Here is a 20,485-nt window from a genome sequence, read left to right on the forward strand (position 1 = left end):
ATAGTAAGAGCAGAACATTCCGTTCCGAACAAAAGGGGTTCGCCATGACCATCCTCGTCACCGGAGCAACCGGGACCGTCGGCCGTCTCGTCGTCGAGGAGCTCCTCGCGGCCGGGCAGCACGTACGCGCCCTGAGCAGGAACCCCGAGAAGGCCGGACTCCCCGAGAGCGTCGAGGTCGTCGCCGGAGACCTCGCCCGGCCCGAGTCGCTGAAGGACGCCTTCGAGGGCGTCACCGGCGCGCACTTCATCAACTTCGCGGGCGACGACTACGCGCCCCTGCCGGACGGCGCCGCGATCGTGGAGCTGGCCGTCAAGGCGGGCGTGCGGCGGGTCACCGTGCTGGGCGGCCGCGAGGACGGCCCGCTCGAGCAGGCGCTGGCCGCGACCGACCTGGAGTGGACGCTGCTCCACCCGGTCGAGTTCATGTCCAACACGCTGCGCTGGTGGGCGCAGACGGTGAAGACGGAAGGCGTCATCAAGGAGCCGTTCGGCGACCGGCTGAGCGCCCTCGTGCACGAGCGCGACATCGCCGCCGTGGCCGCGACGGTGCTGGCCGAGGGCGGCCACGGCGGCCGGACGTACGTGCTGACGGGTCCCGAGGCGATCACGCTCAGGCAGAAGGTCGAGATCCTCGGGGCGTCGATTGGCCGCCACGTCGAGTACGTGGAGCTGACCGTGGACGAGGCGCGGGCCAAGTGGGCCGCCGACGGCATGGGTGAGCAGACCATCGAGTTCCTCGTCCATGCTCTGGGCGACACCCCGGAGGTCGGCTACACGGTGGTCCCGACCGTGCGCGAGGTCACCGGCCGGGACGCGCTCAGCTTCGCTCAGTGGGCCTCGGAGAACGCCGACGCGTTCCGGGTGTGATCGGTGACCTCGGGATAGTCCTCGACCGGGGTCCCCTTACCGAGCAGGTGCCGGTCGAGGAAGCCGACCAGGTGAGCGCGGGTGATCCGCAGCGCCCGCGCGCCATCCAGCTCCTGCGCGGGGAGGCCGAGGGCCGGCCTGAGCACGGCGTAGTCGACGAACGCCGAGTGGTCGGTCCCCGCCACGGTGATCCAGCGCTTCCAGCCCTTCAGATTGGCCCAGGCCTGGTCCCAGGAGCCGTAGCCGGGCGCGTGCCCCGGCGCCCCGACCAGCATGAACGGCCGGTCGAGCGGCTCGTCCAGCGCGAACGTGCCGTCCAGGTTGACGCCGGCCCTGATCCTGGTGTCGGCCAGCATGGTCTGGGCGGTGGCGTACCCGCCCATGGAGTGGCCGGCCATGGCGATCCTCGACCGGTCGATCACCTTGCCCCACCGGCCCTTGACCAGCTCGCCGAGCACGAACCGCACGTCCTTGACCCGGCTCGCGGCCACCTTGACGTTGTCCTGGCCCTTCACGCAAGCCAGGCACGTGGTGGTCCGGCCGTCGGGGAACGTGGTCGCGACCGACTCGTACGTGTGCTCCACCGCCGCCACCAGGTATCCCCTGCTCGCCAGCTCCTCGGCCAGCGAGGTCAGGGTGGCGCGCGGGAAGGAGAAGCCCGGCGACATGACGACCAGGGGCAGCCTGCCCCCTCTCACGGGGGCGTCGAGCCTGGCGTACGTCCTGGTCTTCGTGAGCGCGTCCGGGGAGACGTCCGGGAAGCCCTTCAGGATGGCGGCCGACTCCTGGGGCGTCACGTACGGCGCGGGCCGCCCCACGGCCTTCCTGGCCGGATACCAGAGCGAGACCATCAGCTCCCGCCGGGACGCCTCGGGGTTCCAGGGGTCGGGGCGGCTCGAGTCCACCAGGTGCAGGCTGGTCGTGCCGACCGGCCGCGGTCCGGTCGGCTTCGGAAGAGCCAGGTCGGCCGCCTGCGCCGGAGCGGCTCCGGCGAGGACGGTCACGGACATCACGACTGTCGCAAGTGTTTTACGCATGGGCCCAGGCTGGTGCCGGAGACCGCCGGCCCGGACGCCCCGATCGTCGATCGGCTCTTACTACTTTCGTCGTAATGTCCCTTTGCGGGCGGCCCATACGCTGTGAGGCATGCGGTTCGTGCTGCTCGGCGGAGGGGTGTTCGCGGCCTCGCTGTTCGTGGTGATGGGGCAGGCCGGGGTGCCGTCGAACCTGCCGCTCCCGGTGCTCGTCGGGGTCGCCGCGCTCGCGGGCCTGGCCGCCTGGCAGGCGCGGCGGTCCTGGTGGCCGCTGGCCGCGGTGGGCGCCGCCGGCTACGTGTGGCTCGTGATGTGGCCGCCGCTGCTGGTGGCCTCCTACTTCGCGGGCCTGACCCTGAGCGGGCGGCGCCTGGCCGCCTACCTCGGCGGCTGCCTGGCCGGGTGCGGGGTCGCCGCGCTGGTGGGCGCGCAACGAAGCGGCCCGTACGAGCTGATGACCGCCACCACGGGCAACGCGCTGTTCCTGGCGCTGGCCGTGATGGGGCTGCCGCTGGCGCTTGGACTCCTGGTACGCGCCCGACGGGACGCGGCCGGGGAGCGCGCGAAGCGCCGCGAGCACGAGCAGGTCATGCGGGCCGAGCAGGCCAGGGCGCAGGAGCGGGCCAGGATCGCCAGGGAGATGCACGACGTGGTGGCGCACCGGGTCTCGCTCATGGTGCTGCACGCGGGGGCGCTGGAGATGCGGGCGCCCGACGAGGAGACGGAGCGGGCCGCCGCCCTGATCGGCGGGATCGGGCGGGAGGCGCTGGCGAACCTGCGCGAGGTGCTGGGCGTCCTGCGCACCCCCGAAAGCTTTCCCGAAAAGGACGGCGCGTTGCGGCCGCCGCCCACCCTGGGCGACCTCGACCGGCTGCTCGACCAGTCCCGCGCCCTGGGCATCGCGGTGACCAGGCACGACGAGGGCGAGGCGCGGCCGGTCGAGCCGGCCGTGGAGCGGACCGCGTACCGGGTGGTCCAGGAGGCGCTCACCAACGTGCACAAGCACGCGGGCGACGCCGTCACGGACGTGCGCATCCGCTACGGACCCGAAGAGCTGGAGGTGGAGGTGCGCAACCAGGCGCCGGGGTCGCCGCCCGGGGAGCTGCCCGGCGCGGGCTGGGGCCTGGTGGGGCTGCGGGAACGGGTGGAGCTGCTCGGCGGCACGCTCCGTACCAGTGCCCAGGACGGCGGCGGCTTCCTCGTGAGCGCCAGGATCCCGGCATGATCAGGGTGCTCGTGGTGGACGACGAGGAGCTCGTCCGTTCGGGGCTGCGGCTGATCCTGGAGGCGGCGGGCGACATCGCGATCGCCGGCGAGGCCCGCGACGGCGCCGAGGCCGTCTCCGCCGTGCGGCGGCTGCGGCCCGAGGTCGTGCTGATGGACGTCCGCATGCCGGGCATGGACGGCCTGACCGCCGCCGCTCGGCTCCTGTCGGAGCCGGACGCGCCCAAGCTCATCATGCTGACCACGTTCGACCTGGACGAGTACGTGCACGAGGCGCTGCGGCTGGGCGCGGTCGGGTTCCTGCTCAAGGACACCCCGCCGAGAGAGCTGGCCGCCGCCGTCCGCACGGTCGCCGGCGGCCAGGCCATGCTCTCGCCCTCGGTCACCAAGCGCCTGATCGCCTCCTACGCCAACCGCGTGCCGTCCCGCGCCGAGGTGGCGCGCAGGCAGCTCGACCGGCTCACCGGGCGGGAGGAGGACGTGATCAGAGCCCTCGCCCGCGGCCTGTCCAACGCCGAGATCGGCCGCGAGCTCCACCTGACGGAGGCGACGGTGAAGGCGCACGTCAGCCGCGTGCTGGCCAAGCTGGGCCTGGCCAACCGCGTCCAGGCCGCCATCCTCGTCCACGACGCCGGCCTGGCCTGACCGCCGGCCTGGGTCAACCGCTGACGGTGTCCGCGTAGTAGCAGGCCGCCTGCGCCTCGGGCACGGCCGGCAGGATGTCCAGCAGCTCCGAGCGGCACCTGGCGTCCACCCCCGCCTCGGCCGCCTTCCCGGAGGCGAGCACCTGGCAGCGGGCGTGGAAGCGGCACCCGCCGGGGATCCTGGTCGGGTCCGGCGGCTCGCCGGTCAGCACCACCCGTTCGGGAGACTCCGGCAGCACCGACATCAGGGCCTGCGTGTACGGGTGCCGCGGTGCGGTCAGCACCTGCTCCACCGGCCCCGACTCGACGATCCTGCCCAGGTACATGACCGCCACCCGGTCGGCGATGTTCCAGGCCAGGCCCAGGTCGTGGGTGACGACCAGCGCCGACAGCCCCAGCTCGTCGCGCAGCCGCAGCATCAGGGCCAGGATCTCACCGCGTACGGAGGCGTCCAGCGAGGCCACCGGCTCGTCGGCGACCAGCACCTTCGGGTTCAGCGCCAGCGCCCCGGCGATCACCACGCGCTGCCGCTGCCCTCCGGACAGCTCGTGCGGGTAGCGCAGGAAGAACCGGTCGGGCGGCCGCAGTCCCGCCCTGGACAGGGCCTCGGCCACGATCTCCCGCTCGCCCGGCAGGCCGTGGATGCGCGGCCCCTCGGCGACCGCCTCGTACACGGTGTGCCTGGGGTTGAGCGAGCCGGTCGGGTCCTGCAGGACGAGCTGCACCTGCCTGCGGTACGCCTTGAGCGCCTTGGAGCCGTAGTCCAGGGCGGCGCCGTCGTAGCGGACCTCGCCCGAGGTGGGGCGTTCGAGGCCGAGCAGCGTGCGCGCCAGCGTGGTCTTGCCGCAGCCCGACTCGCCGACCAGGGCCACGATCTCGCCCTCGCCGATGGCCAGGTTCACGCCGTCCACGGCCTTGGCGCGGCGGCCGCGTGAGGGGAACTCCACGCGCAGGTCGCGGGCCTCCAGCAGGCTCGGCCGGGCCGTCGAGACCGCCTCGGCGGTGGTCTGCGTCTCGGTCATGAGGCCCCCTCCTTCTCGCGTACGTGCACGCAAGCGGCGGTACGGCGCTCACCCGCGGGCCACAGCTCCACGTCCAGCGTGGCGCATTCGTCCAGCGCGACCGGGCAGCGCGGGTGGAACGAGCAGCCGCCCGGGAGCTGCATCGGGTCGGGCGGGTCTCCCCCGAGGCCCTTCGGCGCCAGCCGCGAGGCCGGGTCGCCCACCGTGGGGAACGCCGCCGCCAGCGCCCGGCTGTAGGGGTGCTTGGCGTCGTGGAACACCTCGGCGGAGGGCCCGTACTCGACGACGCGGCCCGCGTACATGACCGCGAGCTGGCCGCACACGTCCGCCAGCACCGACAGGTCGTGCGAGATCATGATCAGCGAGATGTCGTGCTCGGCGACCAGCTCCTTGATCAGCGTCAGGACCTGCGCCTGCACCATCACGTCGAGCGCGGTGGTCGGCTCGTCGGCGATGATCAGCCGGGGCGAGCAGGCCAGCGCCATCGCGATCATCACGCGCTGCCGCTGCCCGCCGGACAGCTCGTGCGGGTAGCTGCGGGCCCGCCAGGTGGGCAGGCCGACCTGTTCGAGCAGCTCGGCCACGCGCTTGCGGGCCGCCTCCGGCTTGGCCAGGCCGTGGACGAGCAGCGGCTCGGCGATCTGGTCGCCGATCCTGCGCACGGGGTTGAGCCCGTGCTGCGCGCCCTGGAACACGATCGAGGCCTCGGCCCACCGTACGGCGCGCATGCGGCCCCACTTCATGGTGAGCATGTCCTCGCCGTCGAGCAGGATCCGGCCTTCGACGCGCGCGTCACGGGGCAGAAGCCGCAACAGCGCCATGGCCAGCGTCGATTTGCCGGATCCCGACTCGCCGGCGACTCCGAGTGCCGCTCCGGAGTCGAGCTTCAGCGACACACCGCGTACGGCGGGCACCTCGCCCGAGGCGATGCGGTACGTCACCGACACATCGTCAAGTTCAAGCAAGCTCACGCCGCCCTCCTGAGCCGCGGGTTCAGCACGGCCTCCAGTGCCCGCCCGACCAAGGTGAACGCCATGACGACGACGAGGATGGCGAGACCGGGGATGAGGATGTACCACCACGCGCCGTGCGTGGCCGCGCCGTAGTCGTAGGAGGAGCGCAGCATGGTCCCCCATGACGTCTTGTTCGCGCTGGCGCCCAGGAAGGCCAGCGTGGACTCGGTGACGATCGCACTGGCCACCTCCAGCGTGGTGCTGGCCAGCAGCAGCGGCGCCACGTTGGGGAGCACGTGCCGGGTGGTGATGTGCCAGTGCCCGCCACCGAGCGCCTTCGACCGCTCGATGTACGGCCGGGCCTCGACGGCGAGCGTCTGCGCCCTGATCAGGCGGGCGGTGGACGGCCAGGAGGTGACCGCGATCGCCATGATCACCGTGAACGTGGTGCCGCCGAGGATGGCCGCCAGCACCAGCGCGGTCACCAGCGAGGGCAGCACCAGGAACCAGTCCGTGACCCGCATGAGCGCGCCGCCCACCCATCCGCGGAAGTGTCCCGCGGCGATGCCGATGACCGTGCCGATCACGATGCTGAGCAGGGCGGCGAGGAAGCCGATGAGCAGCGACGTGCGCGAGCCCCACCAGAGCATCAGCAGGATCGAGCGGCCGGACTCGTCGGTCCCGAAGGGGAAGTCCAGGCTCGGCGCGCCGAATTCGTCCCCGGGGGCGTCGACGACGCTGGTCACGCCCTCGTCGATGAACACCGGCGCGATCAGTGCGAGGACCACGGCGACGAGCAGGACCACCATCCCGGCGACGCCTGCCTTGTGAGCGCGGAACTCGGTCCAGAACCGGCTCAGGGCGAGCCGCCGGCGGGCGGCTGCGACGCTGGTCATGCCGACCTCACTCTCGGGTCGAGCATGTGGTAGACCACGTCCGCCAGCGTGTTCATGAGGATCACGGCCACGGTGATCAGCAGGAACGTCCCTTGCATGAGGGTGAAGTCGGGCACCTTGATCGCGCGGTAGAACAGCTGTCCCAGGCCGGGCCAGGTGTAGATCGTCTCCACGGTGACCGCGCCGCCGACCACGAAGCCGATGCGCATGAACACCAGCGTCACCGTGGGCAGCAGCGCGTTGGGCACGGCGTGGCGCCGCCGGACCTCGTCGTCCCGGAGCCCCTTGGCCCTGGCCACGGTCACGTAGTCCTGGTTGACCTCCTCGAGCAGCGACGAGCGCATGATCAGCAGGTACTGGGCGTAGACCACGCCCACCAGGGTCAGGCACGGCAGGACCATGTGCGAGGCCACGTCCAGCACGTACGCGAAGCCGTCCGGGGCGTCGACGCTCTCGATGCCCCTGAACGGGAAGAGCCCGGGAATGGGCCCGATGCCGACGCCGAGCACCATCATCAGCAGCAGCCCCAGCCAGAACGTGGGCACCGACCAGAGCACCAGCGACACGCTGGTGGAGAAGCGGTCGAACTTGGTGCCCGGCCGCCATCCGGACCGCGTGCCCTGCCAGATCCCGAGGCTGACGGCGATGACCAGACCCGTGCCCGCGAGGAGCAGCGTCGGGCCGATGCGCTCGCCGATCAGGTCCAGGACCGGGCGCTTGTACTCGTAGGAGGTGCCCAGGTCGAGCCTGAGGGTGTTGCCCACGAAGTCGAAGAACTGCTGGAGCACCGGCTTGTCCAGGCCGAGCCGGTGGCGTTCGAGGTTGAGCTGCTCCGGCGTCATGTTGCGGCCCTGCGCCAGGTTGCGCACCGGGTCGCCGGGCAGCAGCCGGAAGACGAAGAACGTCCCGACGATCACCATGGCGATGCTGAACAGCGCCCCACCGGCCTTGGACAGCGCGTACTGCAGCGTGCCGCGGTGGGTGGAGCGCTCGTCACCAGGGCCCGCCGCCTGGACGGCGGGCTCTGCTGCTTCTAGCGGAGTGGTCATTCGCGCTCGTCGGCGACGCTCTTACGCCGCCTGCTCAGGAGGAAGCCCGCCAGTCCGATGACCACGACGCCGCCCACGATGCCGGCGATGAGGCCGGTGTTGGAGCCGCCGCCGCTGCTGCCGCCGCTCGCCGCCGCGGCCTTGACGTCCACGGTGTAGAACGGCCAGTAGCCGCTGCCGCCGTACAGGAGGCCCTTGTCCTCAGGGATCGGGGTGATGCTGGTGATCCGGTCCTTGCGGTAGCCCTCGAGGTCGTTCGGGTAGTAGATCGCGATGACCGGGGCCTCGGTGTAGAGCCGCTCCTCCATCTTCTTGATGGTCTCGGCGCGCTTGGGCCGGTCGAGCTCCTTCAGCTGCTCCTGGTAGAGCTTCTCGAAGGTCTCGTCGCAGAAGAACGACTCGGTGCCGCCGCCCTCGCCGCCCGGGGCCGGCCTGCGGCTGCACAGGTGCGTGGCCAGGACCTCCTCGGGGTCGGGGTTGACCGACCAGCCGCTGATCGCGATGTCGAAGAGACCGGTGACGCCCGTCTCCTCGGTGAACTTGCTGGAGTCGAGCTTCTTGGTGGTCAGCGTGATGCCGATCTCCTTGAAGAAGCCCGTCAGGTACTCGGCGAGCTTGTCCTCGACCGGGGTGTCGGTGTGGATGCTGAAGCGCAGCTCCAGCTTGCGCTTGCCGTCGGGCATCGTGCGGACGCCGTCGGAGCCCTTCTTGTAGCCGGCGTCGTCGAGGATCTTGTTGGCCTTGGCGGGGTCGTAGGTGACCTTCGCGTCGCCCGTGGCCTCCCAGAAGAAGTCCTTGTACATCGGCGGCACGATCGAGCCGTCGGCGGGCTTGGCCAGGCCGTTCTGGACCTCGGCGACCAGCTTCTGCTTGTCGATGGCGTAGTGCAGCGCCTGGCGGACCTTGACGTCCTTCAGGGCCGGGTGGCCGTCACCGACGGGCTTGTTGTCGGTGGTGGTGGCGCCGTGGTTGATCTGCAGGTACGCCGCGCGGCGGCCCTGGGTGTTCCACGCCTCGATGTTCGCGTCGTTCTGGATGGCCTCGAACTCGGCCGGGGCCATGCGGCCGAGCAGGTCGATGTCGCCGTTCTTGAGGCCGGCGACGGCGGCCTGCGGGTTGTCGTAGAAGATGACCTGCAGCTCGTCGATCTTGGGCTTGCCCCGCCAGTAGTTGGGGTTGGCCTGCAGCTTGACGTACTGGTCCTTCTTGTGCTCGATCGCGATGTACGGGCCGCTGGTGACGGTCGGGTACTTCTCGGCGTCGTAGTTGGCCATGTCGGTGACCGACTCCCAGACATGCTTGGGCATGATCGGGATCGGGTTGTCCAGCATGGACGCCTGCGGCGACTTGAGCTTGATCGTCAGGTCCTGGCCGCTGGCGGTGACGCTCTCGAAGTTCTCGACCGCCGGGCCGTTGGCCGTCTTGGCGGCCTCGTCCGTCATGATCTTGTTGAACGTCCAGGCCGCGTCATCGGCCGTGATCGGCTTGCCGTCCGACCACTTGGCCGCACGGATCTTGAACACCCACGTGAGCCCGTCGGGCGACGTGGTCCACGACTCGGCGAGGTCCGCGCTGGGCTGCAGCGTCTTGGAGTCCGGCACCGTGAGGAAGCCGTACATCCAGCGATGGATCGACGTCGAGACCAGGCGGACCGCCAGGAACGGGTTCATCGAGTCCATCGACTGCGTGGCCCCGACGCGCAGTGTCTTCTTCCCCGCCGCGGGCTCCTGGGCATGGGCCGCTGTCGCGCCCTGACCCGCCACTAACAGCGCGACACCGAGCGCTGCCAGGCGCGCGATCCATTTCCTCATATGTGCCTCACCTTCAGGCGGGGGTTTTCCTGTGTAGAGAAAGGCACACCATAGGGAGTCCGCGTGTCAACGCGCTGCGGAAAATTGTTTCATTCTCGTTTCCTTTCGCGGTGTAAATTTTCAGTCCCCTTGGGGCTGCCGTGATGCGGCACCCCCAGGGGGACGATGAGGCATCCTACGGGGCGGTCAGCGGCAGCCGCCGGAGCCGCAGCACGAACCCCCCGCCTGCGGCAGCAGCTCGATCTCGCCGGCCGGCTCGTAGCCGGCCTCCACCACCGCCGCGTCGATCAACGCGCGGTCGATCGGCGCCTCGCTCGTGACGGTCACGGCCTTGGCCGCCAGGTCCACCTGGACCCCGCTCACGCCCGCGACCTTGCCGACCTCCTGGGTCACGGCGCTCACGCAGTGGCCGCACGTCATGCCCTCAACCTGGTACGTCGCGACGGTCATGCCTCGCTCCTTCACTCCTTGATCCGTGGCCGCCACTATACCCCCTAGGGGTAAAGGTGCATACTACGGGCACGCCCGGAAAGGGGAGAAGGGAAGCACTCAACCCAAGGGAGGTCACATGTTGGACGGCAAGACCATCGCGTTCCTCGTCGCGCCCGAGGGAGTGGAGCAGGTGGAGCTCACGGAGCCGTGGAAGGCGGTCAAGCAGGCGGGCGGCACGCCCAAGCTGGTCTCCACCAAGCAGGGCCAGATCCAGGCGTTCCACCACCTGGACAAGGGCGACCGGTTCGCCGTGGACGCCACGGTGGAGGACGCCGACCCGGCCGCGTTCGACGGTCTCGTGCTCCCCGGCGGCGTCGCGAACCCCGACTTCCTGCGGATGGACCCGCAGGCCGTCCGGTTCGCCCGCGCCTTCTTCGACCTGGGCAAGCCCGTGGCCGCCATCTGCCACGCGCCCTGGACGCTGATCGAGGCGGACGTCGTGCGCGGCCGTACCGTCACGTCCTGGCCGAGCCTGCAGACCGACCTGCGCAACGCGGGGGCGACCTGGACGGACCAGGAGGTCGTGATCTGCGAGGCAGGGCCGAACACCCTGGTCAGCAGCCGCAAACCGGACGACCTCAAGGCCTTCTGCCAGGCCGCTACCGACGCGTTCGCGGAGTAGCCGCACTCTGGAGCAGGGTCTCGGCCAGGCCCCTGACCGCGGACTTGAGCCGCGCCACCCCGCCGTCCGCCATGACGTGCCGGGCCAGGTCGGCGTCGAAGGAGCCCAGCAGCGCGTGGGCGGCGAACTCCGCGTCCAGGCCGCCGTCGCCTACCGACCGGGCCTCGGCGACCAGGGCGGTCACGTGCGCGTGCCAGCGCAGGTAGGTCGGATCGCGGTACTTGTCCTCGGCGCAGGCCCGCTCGTGCGCGGCGAAGAGCGCCAGGTTCCGCTCGGCCAGCTCGGACAGCTCGTCCAGGAAGGCCAGCAGCCGGTCCACGGGCGGCGCGCCGGGCCCGAGCGCGGAGCCGGGGGTCTCGATGGCCAGCGCCAGCGCGGCGGCGCGCTCGGCGAGCAGCTCCTGGAACAGCCCGGTACGGCTGCCGAAGCGGCGGAACAGCGTGCCCTTCCCGACCCCCGCCGCCGCGGCCACCCGGTCGAGGGAGATGTGCTCGGCGCCGTGGGCGGCGAGCAGCTCCTCCGTGGCCCGCAGGATCGCCTCCCGATTACGGGTCGCGTCTGAGCGCACCGGCCTTACCTCCCCTTGCAAGCGGACCGTCGGTCCTCATACTATCCCTGCCATCGAAGCGGACCAACAGTCCGCATCCTGATGTCAGGGAGGATGAGCATGCGCGCTTTGGTCGTGGGCCCAGGAGCCGAGGGACGCTTCGCGGAGGTGCCCGAGCCCTCGCCGGGGCCCGGGCAGGCGCTCGTCGAGGTCCGCCACGCGTCCGTCAACTTCAGCGACCTGCGGCACATGGGCCGCCTGCCGGAGGGCACCGTGCTCGGCTACGACGCCGCCGGGGTCGTCCTGCGCGCCGCCGAGGACGGCACGGGACCGCGCGAGGGGGCGAGGGTGGCGGCGTTCGGGGCGGGCGCGTGGGCCGAGCGGGCGGCGTTCGACACCGGCTCGATCGCGGTGGTGCCCGACGGGGTGGACCTCGTACGGGCCGCCGCGCTCCCGATGGCCGGCCTCACGGCACTGCGTTCCCTGCGGGCCGCCGGACCCGCCGCCGGTTCGCGCGTCCTGGTGACCGGGGCGTCGGGGGCCGTGGGCCGGCTGGCCGTGCAGTTGGCCGGGCGCGCGGGCGCCCACGTCATCGCCTCCGTCAGCAGGCCGGAACGGGCGGCGCGACTCGCGGCCGGCCTCGACGCTCCCGTCGAGATCGCGGTGGGCCTGGACGGCGTCGAACCGGTCGACGTCGTGATCGAGACGGTCGGCGGTCCGGCGCTCGTCGCCGCCTGGGCCCTGCTGAAGCCCGGCGGCAACCTCCAGAGCGTCGGGTGGGCCTCCGGGCAGCCCGCCGTCTTCCCCCCGAACTCGACCTTCTCCCTGGGCCCGGCCAGGTCGCTCAACTCCTTCGGCGACGTGACGGCCCCCGCCGACGACCTCGCCCACCTGCTCGACCTCGTGGCCGCGGGCGACCTTTTCCTCGAAATCGGCCTGGCCGGCTCGTGGGAGGACCTGGATGGCGCGAAGGCCGCCCAGCTCGGCGGTTCCGTCACCGGGAAGATCGTCCTGCGGGTTGGCCGAACACCCTGACGAGCCCGAAACCCATCTGTAACGCCTTGTCCTGACGAAGGAAATGGTCTAGATGTAGTCCAAATGGAGCGTCCTCCGCGCCCCCCAGGGAGACCTCAATGACCACTGAAGAGGATTCCAGGCGACTCGCCGAGCTCGGCTACAAGCAGGAGCTGGCCCGCACCTGGAGCGGTTTCTCCAACTTCGCCATCTCCTTCTCGATCATCTCCATCCTCGCCGGCTGCTTCACCACCTTCGGACAGGCCTGGAACTATGGCGGCCCGATCGCCATCTCCTGGGGCTGGCCGCTGATCTCCGCGTTCATCCTGATCATCGGTTTCTGCATGTCGGAGCTGGTGTCGGCGTACCCGACGGCGGGCGGCATCTACTGGTGGGCCGCCACGCTGGGCAAGCCGATCCACGGCTGGTTCACCGGCTGGCTCAACCTGATCGGCCTCATCGCCGTCACCGCGTCGGTCGACTACGGCTGCGCCACGTTCCTCAACACCACGATCAAGCTGCTCACCGACGGCGCGTGGGAAGCCACGCTGTCACAGGCGTTCCTGCTGTTCGTGATCATCCTCGTGGCCCACGCGCTGATCAACATCTACAGCCACAAGCTCATCTCGCTGCTGCAGAACGTCTCGGTCTGGTGGCACGTCGCGGGCGCCGCGATCGTGGTCGGGATCCTGATCTTCGCGCCCGACCATCACCAGTCGCTCGGCTTCGTCTTCGGCGGCACGAACAACAACTCCGGCTTCGGCTCCGGCTCCGACGGGCTGCCGTTCTGGTTCTACGTGCTGCCGCTCGGCTTCCTGCTCACCCAGTACACGATCACCGGCTTCGACGCCTGCGCGCACGTGTCGGAGGAGACTCAGGGCGCGGCCAGGACCGCCGCGCGCGGGCTGTGGCAGTCGATCTTCTACTCGGCGATCGGCGGCTGGATCCTGCTGCTGTCGTTCCTGTTCGCGGCCACGAACGTCGACGAGATCAACAAGCAAGGCGGCTTCGTCGGCGCCATCTTCGAGACCGCGCTCTCCGCCCCGCTGGCCACGGCGGTGTTCGCGATCTCCACGATCGGCCAGTTCTTCTGCGGGATGAGCTGCGTGACCTCGATGTCGCGCATGACGTACGCCTTCTCCCGCGACCGCGGCGTGCCCGGCTGGCGGCTGTGGTCGAAGGTGGACCGCAACCGCACCCCGGTCAACGCGATCATCGGAGGCTGCGTCGTCGCCGCCCTGATCACCCTGCCCGCCCTCTACGCGCCTCCCGGGCTGACCACGCCGGTCGCGTTCCTGGCCGTCGTGTCGATCGCGGTCGTCGGCCTCTACCTGGCCTTCCTCATCCCGATCTGGCTCCGGCTCCGCGCGGGCGACGCCTTCAAGCCGGGCCCGTGGACGCTCGGCCGCAAGTACAAGGTCCTCTGCTGGATCGCCTGCGTCGAGATCGTCATCGTCTCGATCTACTTCATCCTGCCGATCTCGCCGGCCGGGGTCCCCGGCGACAAGACCTTCACCTGGACCTCGGTCAACTACGCCCCGATCGCGGTCGGGGTGGTGCTGATCGGCATCGCCCTGTGGTGGACGCTGTCGGCCAAGCACTGGTTCACCGGCCCCCGCCGCACGGTCGACGAGGTCCCGATCTCCTGACCCGGCACGCGGGTACGGCCGGCGCGGCCGTACCCGCCGCTCAGGAGGCTTCGAAGGCGGCGGCCACGACCGTGCGGACCTCGTCCATCGTGGCCGTGCCCAGCTCGCGCTTGAGCGAGGTCATGTCCACGTCGGGCATCCCGCAGGCGACCGCCCAGTTCCACGGCTCCAGGTCGCCGTCCACGTTGAGCGCGAACCCGTGGCTCGTGACGCCCCGGCTCTGCCGCATCCCGATCGAGATGATCTTGCGGCCGGTCTCGGTGGTCCAGACGCCCGTCAGCAGCTCCGAGCCCGGCGGCGTGTCACGGCGTTCGGCGGGCAGGCCCAGCTTGCCCAGCGCCTCCACCAGCCGCAGCTCCACCTCGCGCACGTAGTCGACGATGCCCTGGTCCTCGGCGAGCTTGACGATCAGGTAGCCGACGAGCTGGCCCGGCCCGTGATAGGTGAGCTGGCCGCCGCGCCCCGTCTCCATGACGGGGATGCCCCGATCGGGGGCGGGCAGGTGGGACATCGGCGTACGGCGCCCGATCGTGTAGACCGACGGGTGGCTGAGCAGCCACAGCGTGTCCGGCCGCTCGTCCCGCTGGCGCTGCCCGACGAGGTCGGTCATGCGCTCCATCGCGGCGTCGTAGTCGACGAGATCGTCCTGGATGAGTGTCAGCGGCCTTGCCCTCATCCTTCGAGGATAAGCCGCATCCCGGGCATCGACGCACGCGGCGGGGGCGTACCGTCGGCGATCGACCCGAGCAGGCCGTCCGCCCGTCCGTGGCGGGCGGACCGCCGCCGCCTGCCCCGGACGTCACGCCGCCGAGCGGTAACCCTTCGGCTCCTCCGGGACGAGGATCCACATGGCGACGTAGACGACCCACAGCGGCCCGGGGATGAGGGAAAGCAGCAGCCACAGGATCCGGACGAGAGTGGGCGGCAGGCCCATCTTGTCGGCGAGACCGCCGCAGACGCCGGCCAGAATCCTGTGCTCTCGTGAGCGGTACATGATGTTTCCTCCGTTTGTGACGACCTACCTGTTCAACGGGCAGCCAGGCCGACGGACTCCCGTCAGGAACCCTGAGAAAACCCTGTGAGGGTCAGCCATTCATGTGCCATGCCCAGATGACGGCTGGTCAGTCCCCGTGCCGGGTCCACGTGGACGAGCAGGAAATCAGCCAGACCCTGATGCACCCTGAGATACTCCTCGTCCTCCGCCCACACCTGGTCGTCGAACCAGACGAACGGCCGCCGGCCGACGTACCGGGCCACGTGCGGGGTCTTGAACATCTCCCCGCGCTCCGAGACCACGTCCGGGTTCAGGGGGATGACGGGCAGCGAGGGCAGGCCGATCCTGGGAGCGATCCATTCGTTGGCGTGCTGCTCCCAGGTCGTCGCCCAGACCAGCTCGGAGCCGGTCGCCAGGGCCAGGTCGAGGAGCCTGCGGCCGTGGCGCGGGTTGAGGTGCACGGTGTAGACCTCGCTGTCGATCGTGCACCGGTAACGACGGAAGTCCGGAGTGGGCCGGCCCATCGGGTTGAGCACGCCGTCCACGTCCAGCAGCAGCAGTGGTTTCATCCGGCCCGGTACTCCTGCGGGCTGACGCCCCGTACCCGCTTGAAGGCCGCGCTGAGCGCGAACGGGCTCCCGTACCCGACCTTCCTGGCCACCGAGCCGATCGTCGCGTTCGGCTCCCGCAGCAGGTCGGCGGCCAGCGCCAGGCGCCAGTCCGTGAGGAAGGACATCGGCGGCTCGCCGACGAGCTCGGTGAAGCGCCTGGCCAGCGACGCCCTGGACACGCCCACCTCGGCGGCCAGCGCGGCGACCGTCCACGGGTGGGCCGGATTGTTCTGCAGCAGGCGCATGGCCCGGCCCACCACCGGGTCGCCCATCGCGCGGTACCAGCCGGGCGCCTCGTTCGTGTGGGTGGCGAACCACGAGCGCAGCACCGCGATGAGCAGCAGGTCGAGCAGCCGGTCGAGGACCGCCTCCTGGCCCGGCTCGTCCTTGACGATCTCGGCGCCGAGCAGCGAGCTGATCGGGTCTCCCGGCTGGGTGAGCAGCTGCGGCAGCGCGTCCAGCAGCCGCCGGCTGACCTCGCCCTCCAGGTTGTAGGTGCCGGTGAGCAGCACGGTGCCCCCCGACGGGTCGTTGCCCCACGTGCGCACGCCCATGGACATGGTGTCGTAGGGCGACTCGCCGTCGATCGTGCTGCACTCCTGGCCGGGGAGGATGACGACCTGCGGCGCGAGGCCGGGCTCCGAGGCCACCGTGTACGGCTCCGGCCCCCGGGCGATCGCGACCTCCCCCGGCGACAGGCGCACGGGCTCGCCCGAGTCGAACGCGATCCACGACTCCCCGCGCACCTGCGCGATCAGCGACAGCGGGGCTTCATCCTGGATGCGCATCGACCAGGGTGGATCCAGGATCGAGCGGAGCAGGAAGGCGCCACGAGCGCGCGGGCCGTCCAGTAGCGCCGCCAGCTGGTCCATGGGTTAGACGATCGCATATGCCATTGCGCTTCTCAACCATGGAGAGTCTTATGGGTATGGCGGCTTACTAGATATATGACGATTCTGGTTCTGAGCGGCACGGGCAAGACCGGCCGCCGTGTGGTCGACCGCCTCAACGCTCTCGGCCTGCCCGTGCGGATCGGGTCCCGCCCCCTCTTCGACTGGCAGGACCGCTCCACGTGGCCGAAGGCCCTCGACGGCGTGACGGCCGTCTATCTCGCCTACGTGCCCGATCTGGCCTTCCCCGGCGCGTACGAGGACGTCAAGGCGTTCACGGACCTGGCCGTGAGCGGCGGCGTGCGGCGGCTGGTCCTGCTGTCCGGGCGGGGCGAGCCGGAGGCGGAGGCCAGCGAGCGGACCGTGCGGGAGTCCGGGGCCGAGTGGACGATCGTCCGCTGCAGCTGGTTCATGCAGAACTTCAGCGAGGGCTTCTTCTACGACCAGGTGCTCGAAGGCGCCATCGCGCTGCCGGTCGCCGACGTGCCCGAGCCGTTCGTGGACGTGAACGACATCGCGGACGTGGCCGCCGCCGCGCTCAGCCGGGACGGCCACGCGGGCAGGCTCTACGAGCTCACCGGGCCGCGGCTGCTGACGTTCGCGCAGGCGGCCGAGGAGCTGTCCCGGGCCACCGGCAGGGAGATCTCGCTCGTGCGGGTGACACCGGAGGAGTACGTGACCGCGGCCGTCAAGAACGGCGTGCCCCAGGAGGAGGCCGAGGGTCTGGCCGCGCTGTTCACCGGCATCCTGGACGGCCGCAACGCCTCCGTGACGGACGGCGTGCGGGAGGCGCTCGGCCGCCCGGCCCGCGACTTCACCGACTACGCCGAGGCCGCCGCCGCGATGTGGCAGCGCCCGTGAGGTCGCACGGGGTGTGAGGCTCAACGGTGCTCCCTGGGGCCGGCCGGTACTCTGTACGCCGCGCGAGCAACTCACCGGCCCCGGCATCCGCTAGCCTCACCCTCGTCACTCCCGCGTTCTCGGAAGGTTGTCGTCGTGATCGGCTGGCTAGAAGCGGTGGTTCTGGGGTTGGTCCAGGGGCTCACGGAGTTCCTGCCGATCTCCTCCAGCGCCCACATCCGGGTGGTCTCCGCCATCGCCGGCTGGCAGGACCCAGGCGCGGCGTTCACCGCCGTCATCCAGATCGGCACCGAGCTGGCCGTGCTGATCTACTTCCGCAAGGAGATCTGGGAGATCATCTCCGTCTGGACCAGATCCCTGTTCAACAAGCACCTGCGCGGCCACTGGGCCGCCCGCATGGGCTGGTACATCATCGTCGGCTCGCTGCCGATCGTGGTGCTCGGCGTGACGTTCAAGGACCAGATCGAGACCGTCTTCCGCGACCTGCGCCTGGTGGGCACCACGCTGATCGTCTTCGCCCTCCTCCTCTGGTTCGCCGACCGCACCGCCCGCAACAAGCTCACGCTGGAGAAGCACCTCAGCTTCGCCCACGCCATCGTGTACGGCTTCGCCCAGGCGCTCGCCCTGATCCCGGGCGTGTCCCGCTCGGGCGGCACCACGACCGCGGGCCTGCTGCTCGACTACCGCCGCGAGGACGCCGCCAAATACTCGTTCCTGCTGGCCATCCCCGCCGTGCTGGGCTCGGGCGTCTACGAGCTGCGCGAGATCGGCGAGGGCCCGGCCCCCGAGTGGGGGCCGACGATCCTGGCCACGGTGATCTCGTTCGTCGTCGGATATCTGGCCGTGGCCTGGTTCCTGCGTTACATCAGCACCCACCGCTTCACCGGCTTCGTGATCTACCGGATCATCCTGGGCTTCTTCCTCATCCTCGCGGTCACCGCGGGCTGGATCCCGGCCCTAGGCTGACACGAGGGCCGGAGCCGGATAGTACGCCGCCCACGCCTCGTCGCCCATGCGCAGGATCTTCAACCCGGTCCAGCCCAGGGCGACGACGGGCAGGATCCAGAACACCACGGTCAGGGGCCCGTACGGGACGGGGAACGAGGCGACGTAGCCGACGAGGACGAGCAGCGGCACCCACCAGCCGACGAAGCCCGCCCGCCACACGGCCGCGGTCAGCAACGGCAGGCCGAGGACGGCGAAGAAGATCCACGGCATCTGGAAACCGATGACGACCCCGGGCAGGTTCAGCATCTCGTCGAGGATCCGCTGCGCCTCCTCCGGCGAGTGGTGCTGCCCCAGCCACCACTCCACGGGGTCCGTCATCAGGAGGGCGGACGTCGAAAGGTAGCCGATCACCGTCATCCCCGCCGCCACGTGGCCGAGCCGCGTGGCCTTGCGCCGGGTGAGGTGGGCCAGGCCGAACGCGGCCACGGCCATGAGCATCCAGCTCCAGTGGTAGAGCGCGGACTCGGTCTGGGCCAGCGCGGGGTTCGCGCCGTAACTGACCGCCTCCCGGTCGTCGCCCCAGGTGCCGGGATCGACGACGACGGCGACGGCCTGGAGCAGCGGGGCCACGATGAGCAGTACGCCCGCCGCGATGCGCCGAAAGGTCACCTGGTCGTTCAACATGCCGCCGACGGTAGGCGCCGCGCCTGCCGCCCGTCGTCCGCCTGCGGACCGACCCGGCGTCCCCTACGCGGTGGAGAAGATCACGTCGGGCGGAGGGTCCGGGGGTAGCGGCTGCAGAGGGCGAAGACGGCGGCGAAGAGGGTCCAGGCGGCGACGTACGCGACGGGGTGGGCCCAGGTGTCGCCGACGAGGTCGCTCAGCGCGGCGCGGCCCTCGAAGTAGAGCGCCAGGCCCGCCACCGTCCCGGGGATCGCGCCCCACCAGCGCTGCCACCACACCTCGTGGACGACCACCTCGAACGCCACGAGGGCGATCGGGCCGAACAGGAGGAACTTCAGGCCGGGCGGTTGGGACAGGAACGCGCTGAGCCCCATGACCACCACCGCCGAGGCGGCCGTCAGGAGCACCACGGCTCCGAAGGGGGCGGGCTCGTTCCGGGGGTCGACGTCTTCGGACACGATCACCATTCTGGCCGACGGCGCGCTACCCGACGGACACGCCCTCCTTCGGGGAGAGCGCCGCCGGACGGTAGGTGGCCAGCGTGAACACCAGCGCCACCAGCCCGAACGCGGTGGCCAGCACGATCACGCCCGTCCTTCCGTACCAGTCGAGCGTCGCGCCGCCGGCCAGCCCGGCCAGGAACAGCCCCACGTACTGGGCGGACGACAGCAGCCCCAGGCCGATCGGCACGTTGCCGGGCACCACGGAGACGGTCCTGAACTGCTGGGCGGGGGCCACCAGCCAGCCGAGCGCGCCCCACAGGAACGCCCACACCAGGGCGACGGGCAGGGCCAGGTTCGCGACGGGGATGAGGGCCAGGAACAAGGTGCTCGCGCTCAGGGCGAGCAGCACCATCCTGCGCGGCCCGTACAGGTCGGTGAAGCGCCCGCCGAGCTGGTTGCCCACGATGCCGCCGATCCCCCACGCCCATAGCACGGCGGGCAGCGGCAGGTCGATCAGCGACCCGATGTAGGTGTACGCGGTGAACCCCGCCGCGAACAGCAGCAGCTGCGTCACCAGCACCGCCAGCACCTGCCGGTCGCCCAGCGGCGCGAGACGCTCCCGCAGCCGCCCCGACGTCGGGATCCTGACGGGCGGCACCACCGTCGCGACCAAGGCGAACCCGACCACAGCCAGGCCCGTCACCATCCAGAGCGTGGACCGCCAGCCCGCGACTGAGCCCAGCCAGGTGCCCAGGGGCACGCCGATCGCGGTGGCGACCGTCAACCCGCCCATCACCAGCGCGAGCGCGCGGCCGCGCCGCTCGGGCTCGGTCAGCGCGTTCGCCACGCCCGACGCTGTCGGCGTGAACATCGCCGCCCCCGCCGCCGCGACCACCCGGGTGGCCATGACCAGCGGGTACGTCGGAGCCAGCGCGGTCAGGACGTTGCCCAGCACGAACACGCCGAGGGCCACCAGCAGCACGGTCCTGCGCGACAGGCGGGCGGTCATGGCGGCGAGAACGGGCGACAGCACCGCGTACGCCAGCGCGAAGACGGTCATGAGCTGCCCCGCCGCCGAGGACGAGATCCCCAGGTCCTTGGAGATGGGCGGTAGGAGCCCGGCGGTCACAAACATACCCGTACCAATGGCGAAATTTCCGACAGCAAGCGGGTAGAGCCGCGAAGTCATGGAGCCTCCAGGCAAAAGTTGGACATGCATCAAACTGAC

General features: G+C 70.7%; 23 protein-coding genes. 8 read left to right on the top strand and 15 right to left on the bottom strand.

Annotated elements, in window-relative coordinates; all coding sequences use genetic code 11:
- Positions 1 to 44 precede the first annotated feature (44 nt).
- Complete coding sequence (locus tag ACFKCF_RS55150) at positions 45 to 869, top strand: NmrA family NAD(P)-binding protein (RefSeq protein WP_394504651.1); 825 nt, start codon at positions 45 to 47, stop codon at positions 867 to 869.
- On the opposite strand, the gene ACFKCF_RS55155 is transcribed toward ACFKCF_RS55150, so the two are convergent.
- Entirely contained in the window at positions 830 to 1,906 is a 1,077-nt protein-coding gene (locus ACFKCF_RS55155) for an alpha/beta hydrolase family protein (protein ID WP_394504653.1), read from the bottom strand. The two genes, ACFKCF_RS55150 and ACFKCF_RS55155, sit on opposite strands and share 40 nt — an antisense overlap.
- A gap of 109 nt (positions 1,907 to 2,015) precedes the next feature.
- Here ACFKCF_RS55155 and ACFKCF_RS55160 point away from each other — a divergent pair, with 109 nt between their 5' ends.
- Positions 2,016 to 3,128, top strand: a complete 1,113-nt coding sequence (locus ACFKCF_RS55160) for a sensor histidine kinase (protein ID WP_394504655.1) — start codon at positions 2,016 to 2,018, stop codon at positions 3,126 to 3,128.
- Positions 3,125 to 3,772 (top strand): response regulator, encoded by a 648-nt coding sequence (locus ACFKCF_RS55165; RefSeq protein ID WP_394504658.1) that lies wholly within the window; start codon positions 3,125 to 3,127, stop codon positions 3,770 to 3,772. Before ACFKCF_RS55160 ends, ACFKCF_RS55165 begins: the two co-directional genes overlap by 4 nt.
- 13 nt (positions 3,773 to 3,785) lie before the next feature.
- Here the strand turns inward: ACFKCF_RS55165 and ACFKCF_RS55170 are convergent, their stop codons facing one another.
- From ACFKCF_RS55170 to ACFKCF_RS55195, 6 genes are all read right to left on the bottom strand, one after another.
- On the bottom strand, positions 3,786 to 4,793 hold the full coding sequence (locus tag ACFKCF_RS55170) for an ABC transporter ATP-binding protein (protein WP_394504660.1): 1,008 nt from the start codon (positions 4,791 to 4,793) through the stop codon (positions 3,786 to 3,788).
- Complete coding sequence (locus ACFKCF_RS55175) at positions 4,790 to 5,764, bottom strand: ABC transporter ATP-binding protein (RefSeq protein WP_394504662.1); 975 nt, start codon at positions 5,762 to 5,764, stop codon at positions 4,790 to 4,792. Before ACFKCF_RS55175 ends, ACFKCF_RS55170 begins: the two co-directional genes overlap by 4 nt.
- Positions 5,761 to 6,642: an ABC transporter permease gene (locus tag ACFKCF_RS55180; RefSeq protein WP_394504664.1), complete on the bottom strand. Its 882-nt coding sequence runs from the start codon at positions 6,640 to 6,642 to the stop codon at positions 5,761 to 5,763. Before ACFKCF_RS55180 ends, ACFKCF_RS55175 begins: the two co-directional genes overlap by 4 nt.
- Positions 6,639 to 7,691 carry an ABC transporter permease gene (locus ACFKCF_RS55185; protein ID WP_394504666.1) on the bottom strand — a complete coding sequence of 351 codons (1,053 nt, stop codon included), beginning with the start codon at positions 7,689 to 7,691 and terminating at the stop codon, positions 6,639 to 6,641. The genes ACFKCF_RS55180 and ACFKCF_RS55185 overlap by 4 nt, the downstream gene beginning before the upstream one ends.
- On the bottom strand, positions 7,688 to 9,502 hold the full coding sequence (locus ACFKCF_RS55190) for an ABC transporter substrate-binding protein (protein WP_394504667.1): 1,815 nt from the start codon (positions 9,500 to 9,502) through the stop codon (positions 7,688 to 7,690). Before ACFKCF_RS55190 ends, ACFKCF_RS55185 begins: the two co-directional genes overlap by 4 nt.
- A 186-nt stretch (positions 9,503 to 9,688) precedes the next feature.
- On the bottom strand, positions 9,689 to 9,952 hold the full coding sequence (locus tag ACFKCF_RS55195; RefSeq protein WP_394504669.1) for a heavy-metal-associated domain-containing protein: 264 nt from the start codon (positions 9,950 to 9,952) through the stop codon (positions 9,689 to 9,691).
- Positions 9,953 to 10,070: 118 nt separating this feature from the next.
- Between ACFKCF_RS55195 and ACFKCF_RS55200 the strand changes: the two genes are divergently transcribed.
- Positions 10,071 to 10,616: a type 1 glutamine amidotransferase domain-containing protein gene (locus ACFKCF_RS55200; protein ID WP_394504671.1), complete on the top strand. Its 546-nt coding sequence runs from the start codon at positions 10,071 to 10,073 to the stop codon at positions 10,614 to 10,616.
- Here ACFKCF_RS55200 and ACFKCF_RS55205 read toward each other — a convergent pair.
- Positions 10,594 to 11,184, bottom strand: coding sequence for a TetR/AcrR family transcriptional regulator (locus ACFKCF_RS55205; protein WP_394504674.1), 591 nt, complete (start codon positions 11,182 to 11,184; stop codon positions 10,594 to 10,596). The genes ACFKCF_RS55200 and ACFKCF_RS55205 overlap by 23 nt on opposite strands.
- A gap of 99 nt (positions 11,185 to 11,283) precedes the next feature.
- Here ACFKCF_RS55205 and ACFKCF_RS55210 point away from each other — a divergent pair, with 99 nt between their 5' ends.
- Positions 11,284 to 12,198: a zinc-binding dehydrogenase gene (locus ACFKCF_RS55210; RefSeq protein WP_394504676.1), complete on the top strand. Its 915-nt coding sequence runs from the start codon at positions 11,284 to 11,286 to the stop codon at positions 12,196 to 12,198.
- 98 nt (positions 12,199 to 12,296) lie between these two features.
- Positions 12,297 to 13,826 (top strand): amino acid permease, encoded by a 1,530-nt coding sequence (locus tag ACFKCF_RS55215; RefSeq protein ID WP_394504677.1) that lies wholly within the window; start codon positions 12,297 to 12,299, stop codon positions 13,824 to 13,826.
- Between the two features lie 40 nt (positions 13,827 to 13,866).
- Here ACFKCF_RS55215 and lipB read toward each other — a convergent pair whose 3' ends face one another.
- The 4 genes from lipB to ACFKCF_RS55235 form a co-directional block, all read right to left on the bottom strand.
- Positions 13,867 to 14,502, bottom strand: coding sequence for a lipoyl(octanoyl) transferase LipB (lipB, locus tag ACFKCF_RS55220; protein WP_394504678.1), 636 nt, complete (start codon positions 14,500 to 14,502; stop codon positions 13,867 to 13,869).
- 123 nt (positions 14,503 to 14,625) lie between these two features.
- Positions 14,626 to 14,820, bottom strand: coding sequence for a PspC domain-containing protein (locus ACFKCF_RS55225; RefSeq protein ID WP_357752737.1), 195 nt, complete (start codon positions 14,818 to 14,820; stop codon positions 14,626 to 14,628).
- A gap of 62 nt (positions 14,821 to 14,882) precedes the next feature.
- Entirely contained in the window at positions 14,883 to 15,389 is a 507-nt protein-coding gene (locus tag ACFKCF_RS55230; RefSeq protein ID WP_394504680.1) for an HAD domain-containing protein, read from the bottom strand.
- The gene (locus ACFKCF_RS55235) at positions 15,386 to 16,303 is read right to left on the bottom strand and encodes an AraC family transcriptional regulator (protein WP_394504682.1); all 918 of its coding nucleotides are present in this window, start codon (positions 16,301 to 16,303) and stop codon (positions 15,386 to 15,388) included. The genes ACFKCF_RS55230 and ACFKCF_RS55235 overlap by 4 nt, the downstream gene beginning before the upstream one ends.
- A gap of 75 nt (positions 16,304 to 16,378) precedes the next feature.
- Between ACFKCF_RS55235 and ACFKCF_RS55240 the strand changes: the two genes are divergently transcribed.
- Complete coding sequence (locus ACFKCF_RS55240; RefSeq protein WP_394504683.1) at positions 16,379 to 17,182, top strand: NmrA family transcriptional regulator; 804 nt, start codon at positions 16,379 to 16,381, stop codon at positions 17,180 to 17,182.
- 135 nt (positions 17,183 to 17,317) lie between these two features.
- Complete coding sequence (locus tag ACFKCF_RS55245; RefSeq protein WP_394504684.1) at positions 17,318 to 18,148, top strand: undecaprenyl-diphosphate phosphatase; 831 nt, start codon at positions 17,318 to 17,320, stop codon at positions 18,146 to 18,148.
- Here the strand turns inward: ACFKCF_RS55245 and ACFKCF_RS55250 are convergent.
- The 3 genes from ACFKCF_RS55250 to ACFKCF_RS55260 all read right to left on the bottom strand — a co-directional run bounded on the left by ACFKCF_RS55250 (position 18,140) and on the right by ACFKCF_RS55260 (position 20,476).
- Positions 18,140 to 18,814: a hypothetical protein gene (locus tag ACFKCF_RS55250; RefSeq protein ID WP_394504686.1), complete on the bottom strand. Its 675-nt coding sequence runs from the start codon at positions 18,812 to 18,814 to the stop codon at positions 18,140 to 18,142. The genes ACFKCF_RS55245 and ACFKCF_RS55250 overlap by 9 nt on opposite strands.
- 80 nt (positions 18,815 to 18,894) lie before the next feature.
- On the bottom strand, positions 18,895 to 19,272 hold the full coding sequence (locus tag ACFKCF_RS55255; RefSeq protein ID WP_394504688.1) for a hypothetical protein: 378 nt from the start codon (positions 19,270 to 19,272) through the stop codon (positions 18,895 to 18,897).
- 25 nt (positions 19,273 to 19,297) lie between these two features.
- A complete protein-coding gene (locus ACFKCF_RS55260) occupies positions 19,298 to 20,476 on the bottom strand; it encodes an MFS transporter (RefSeq protein ID WP_394504690.1) in 1,179 nt (392 codons plus the stop codon).
- Between the last annotated feature and the right edge of the window lie 9 nt (positions 20,477 to 20,485).

The sequence above is a fragment of the Nonomuraea sp. JJY05 genome (assembly GCF_043496855.1).
Lineage (GTDB): Bacteria > Actinomycetota > Actinomycetes > Streptosporangiales > Streptosporangiaceae > Nonomuraea.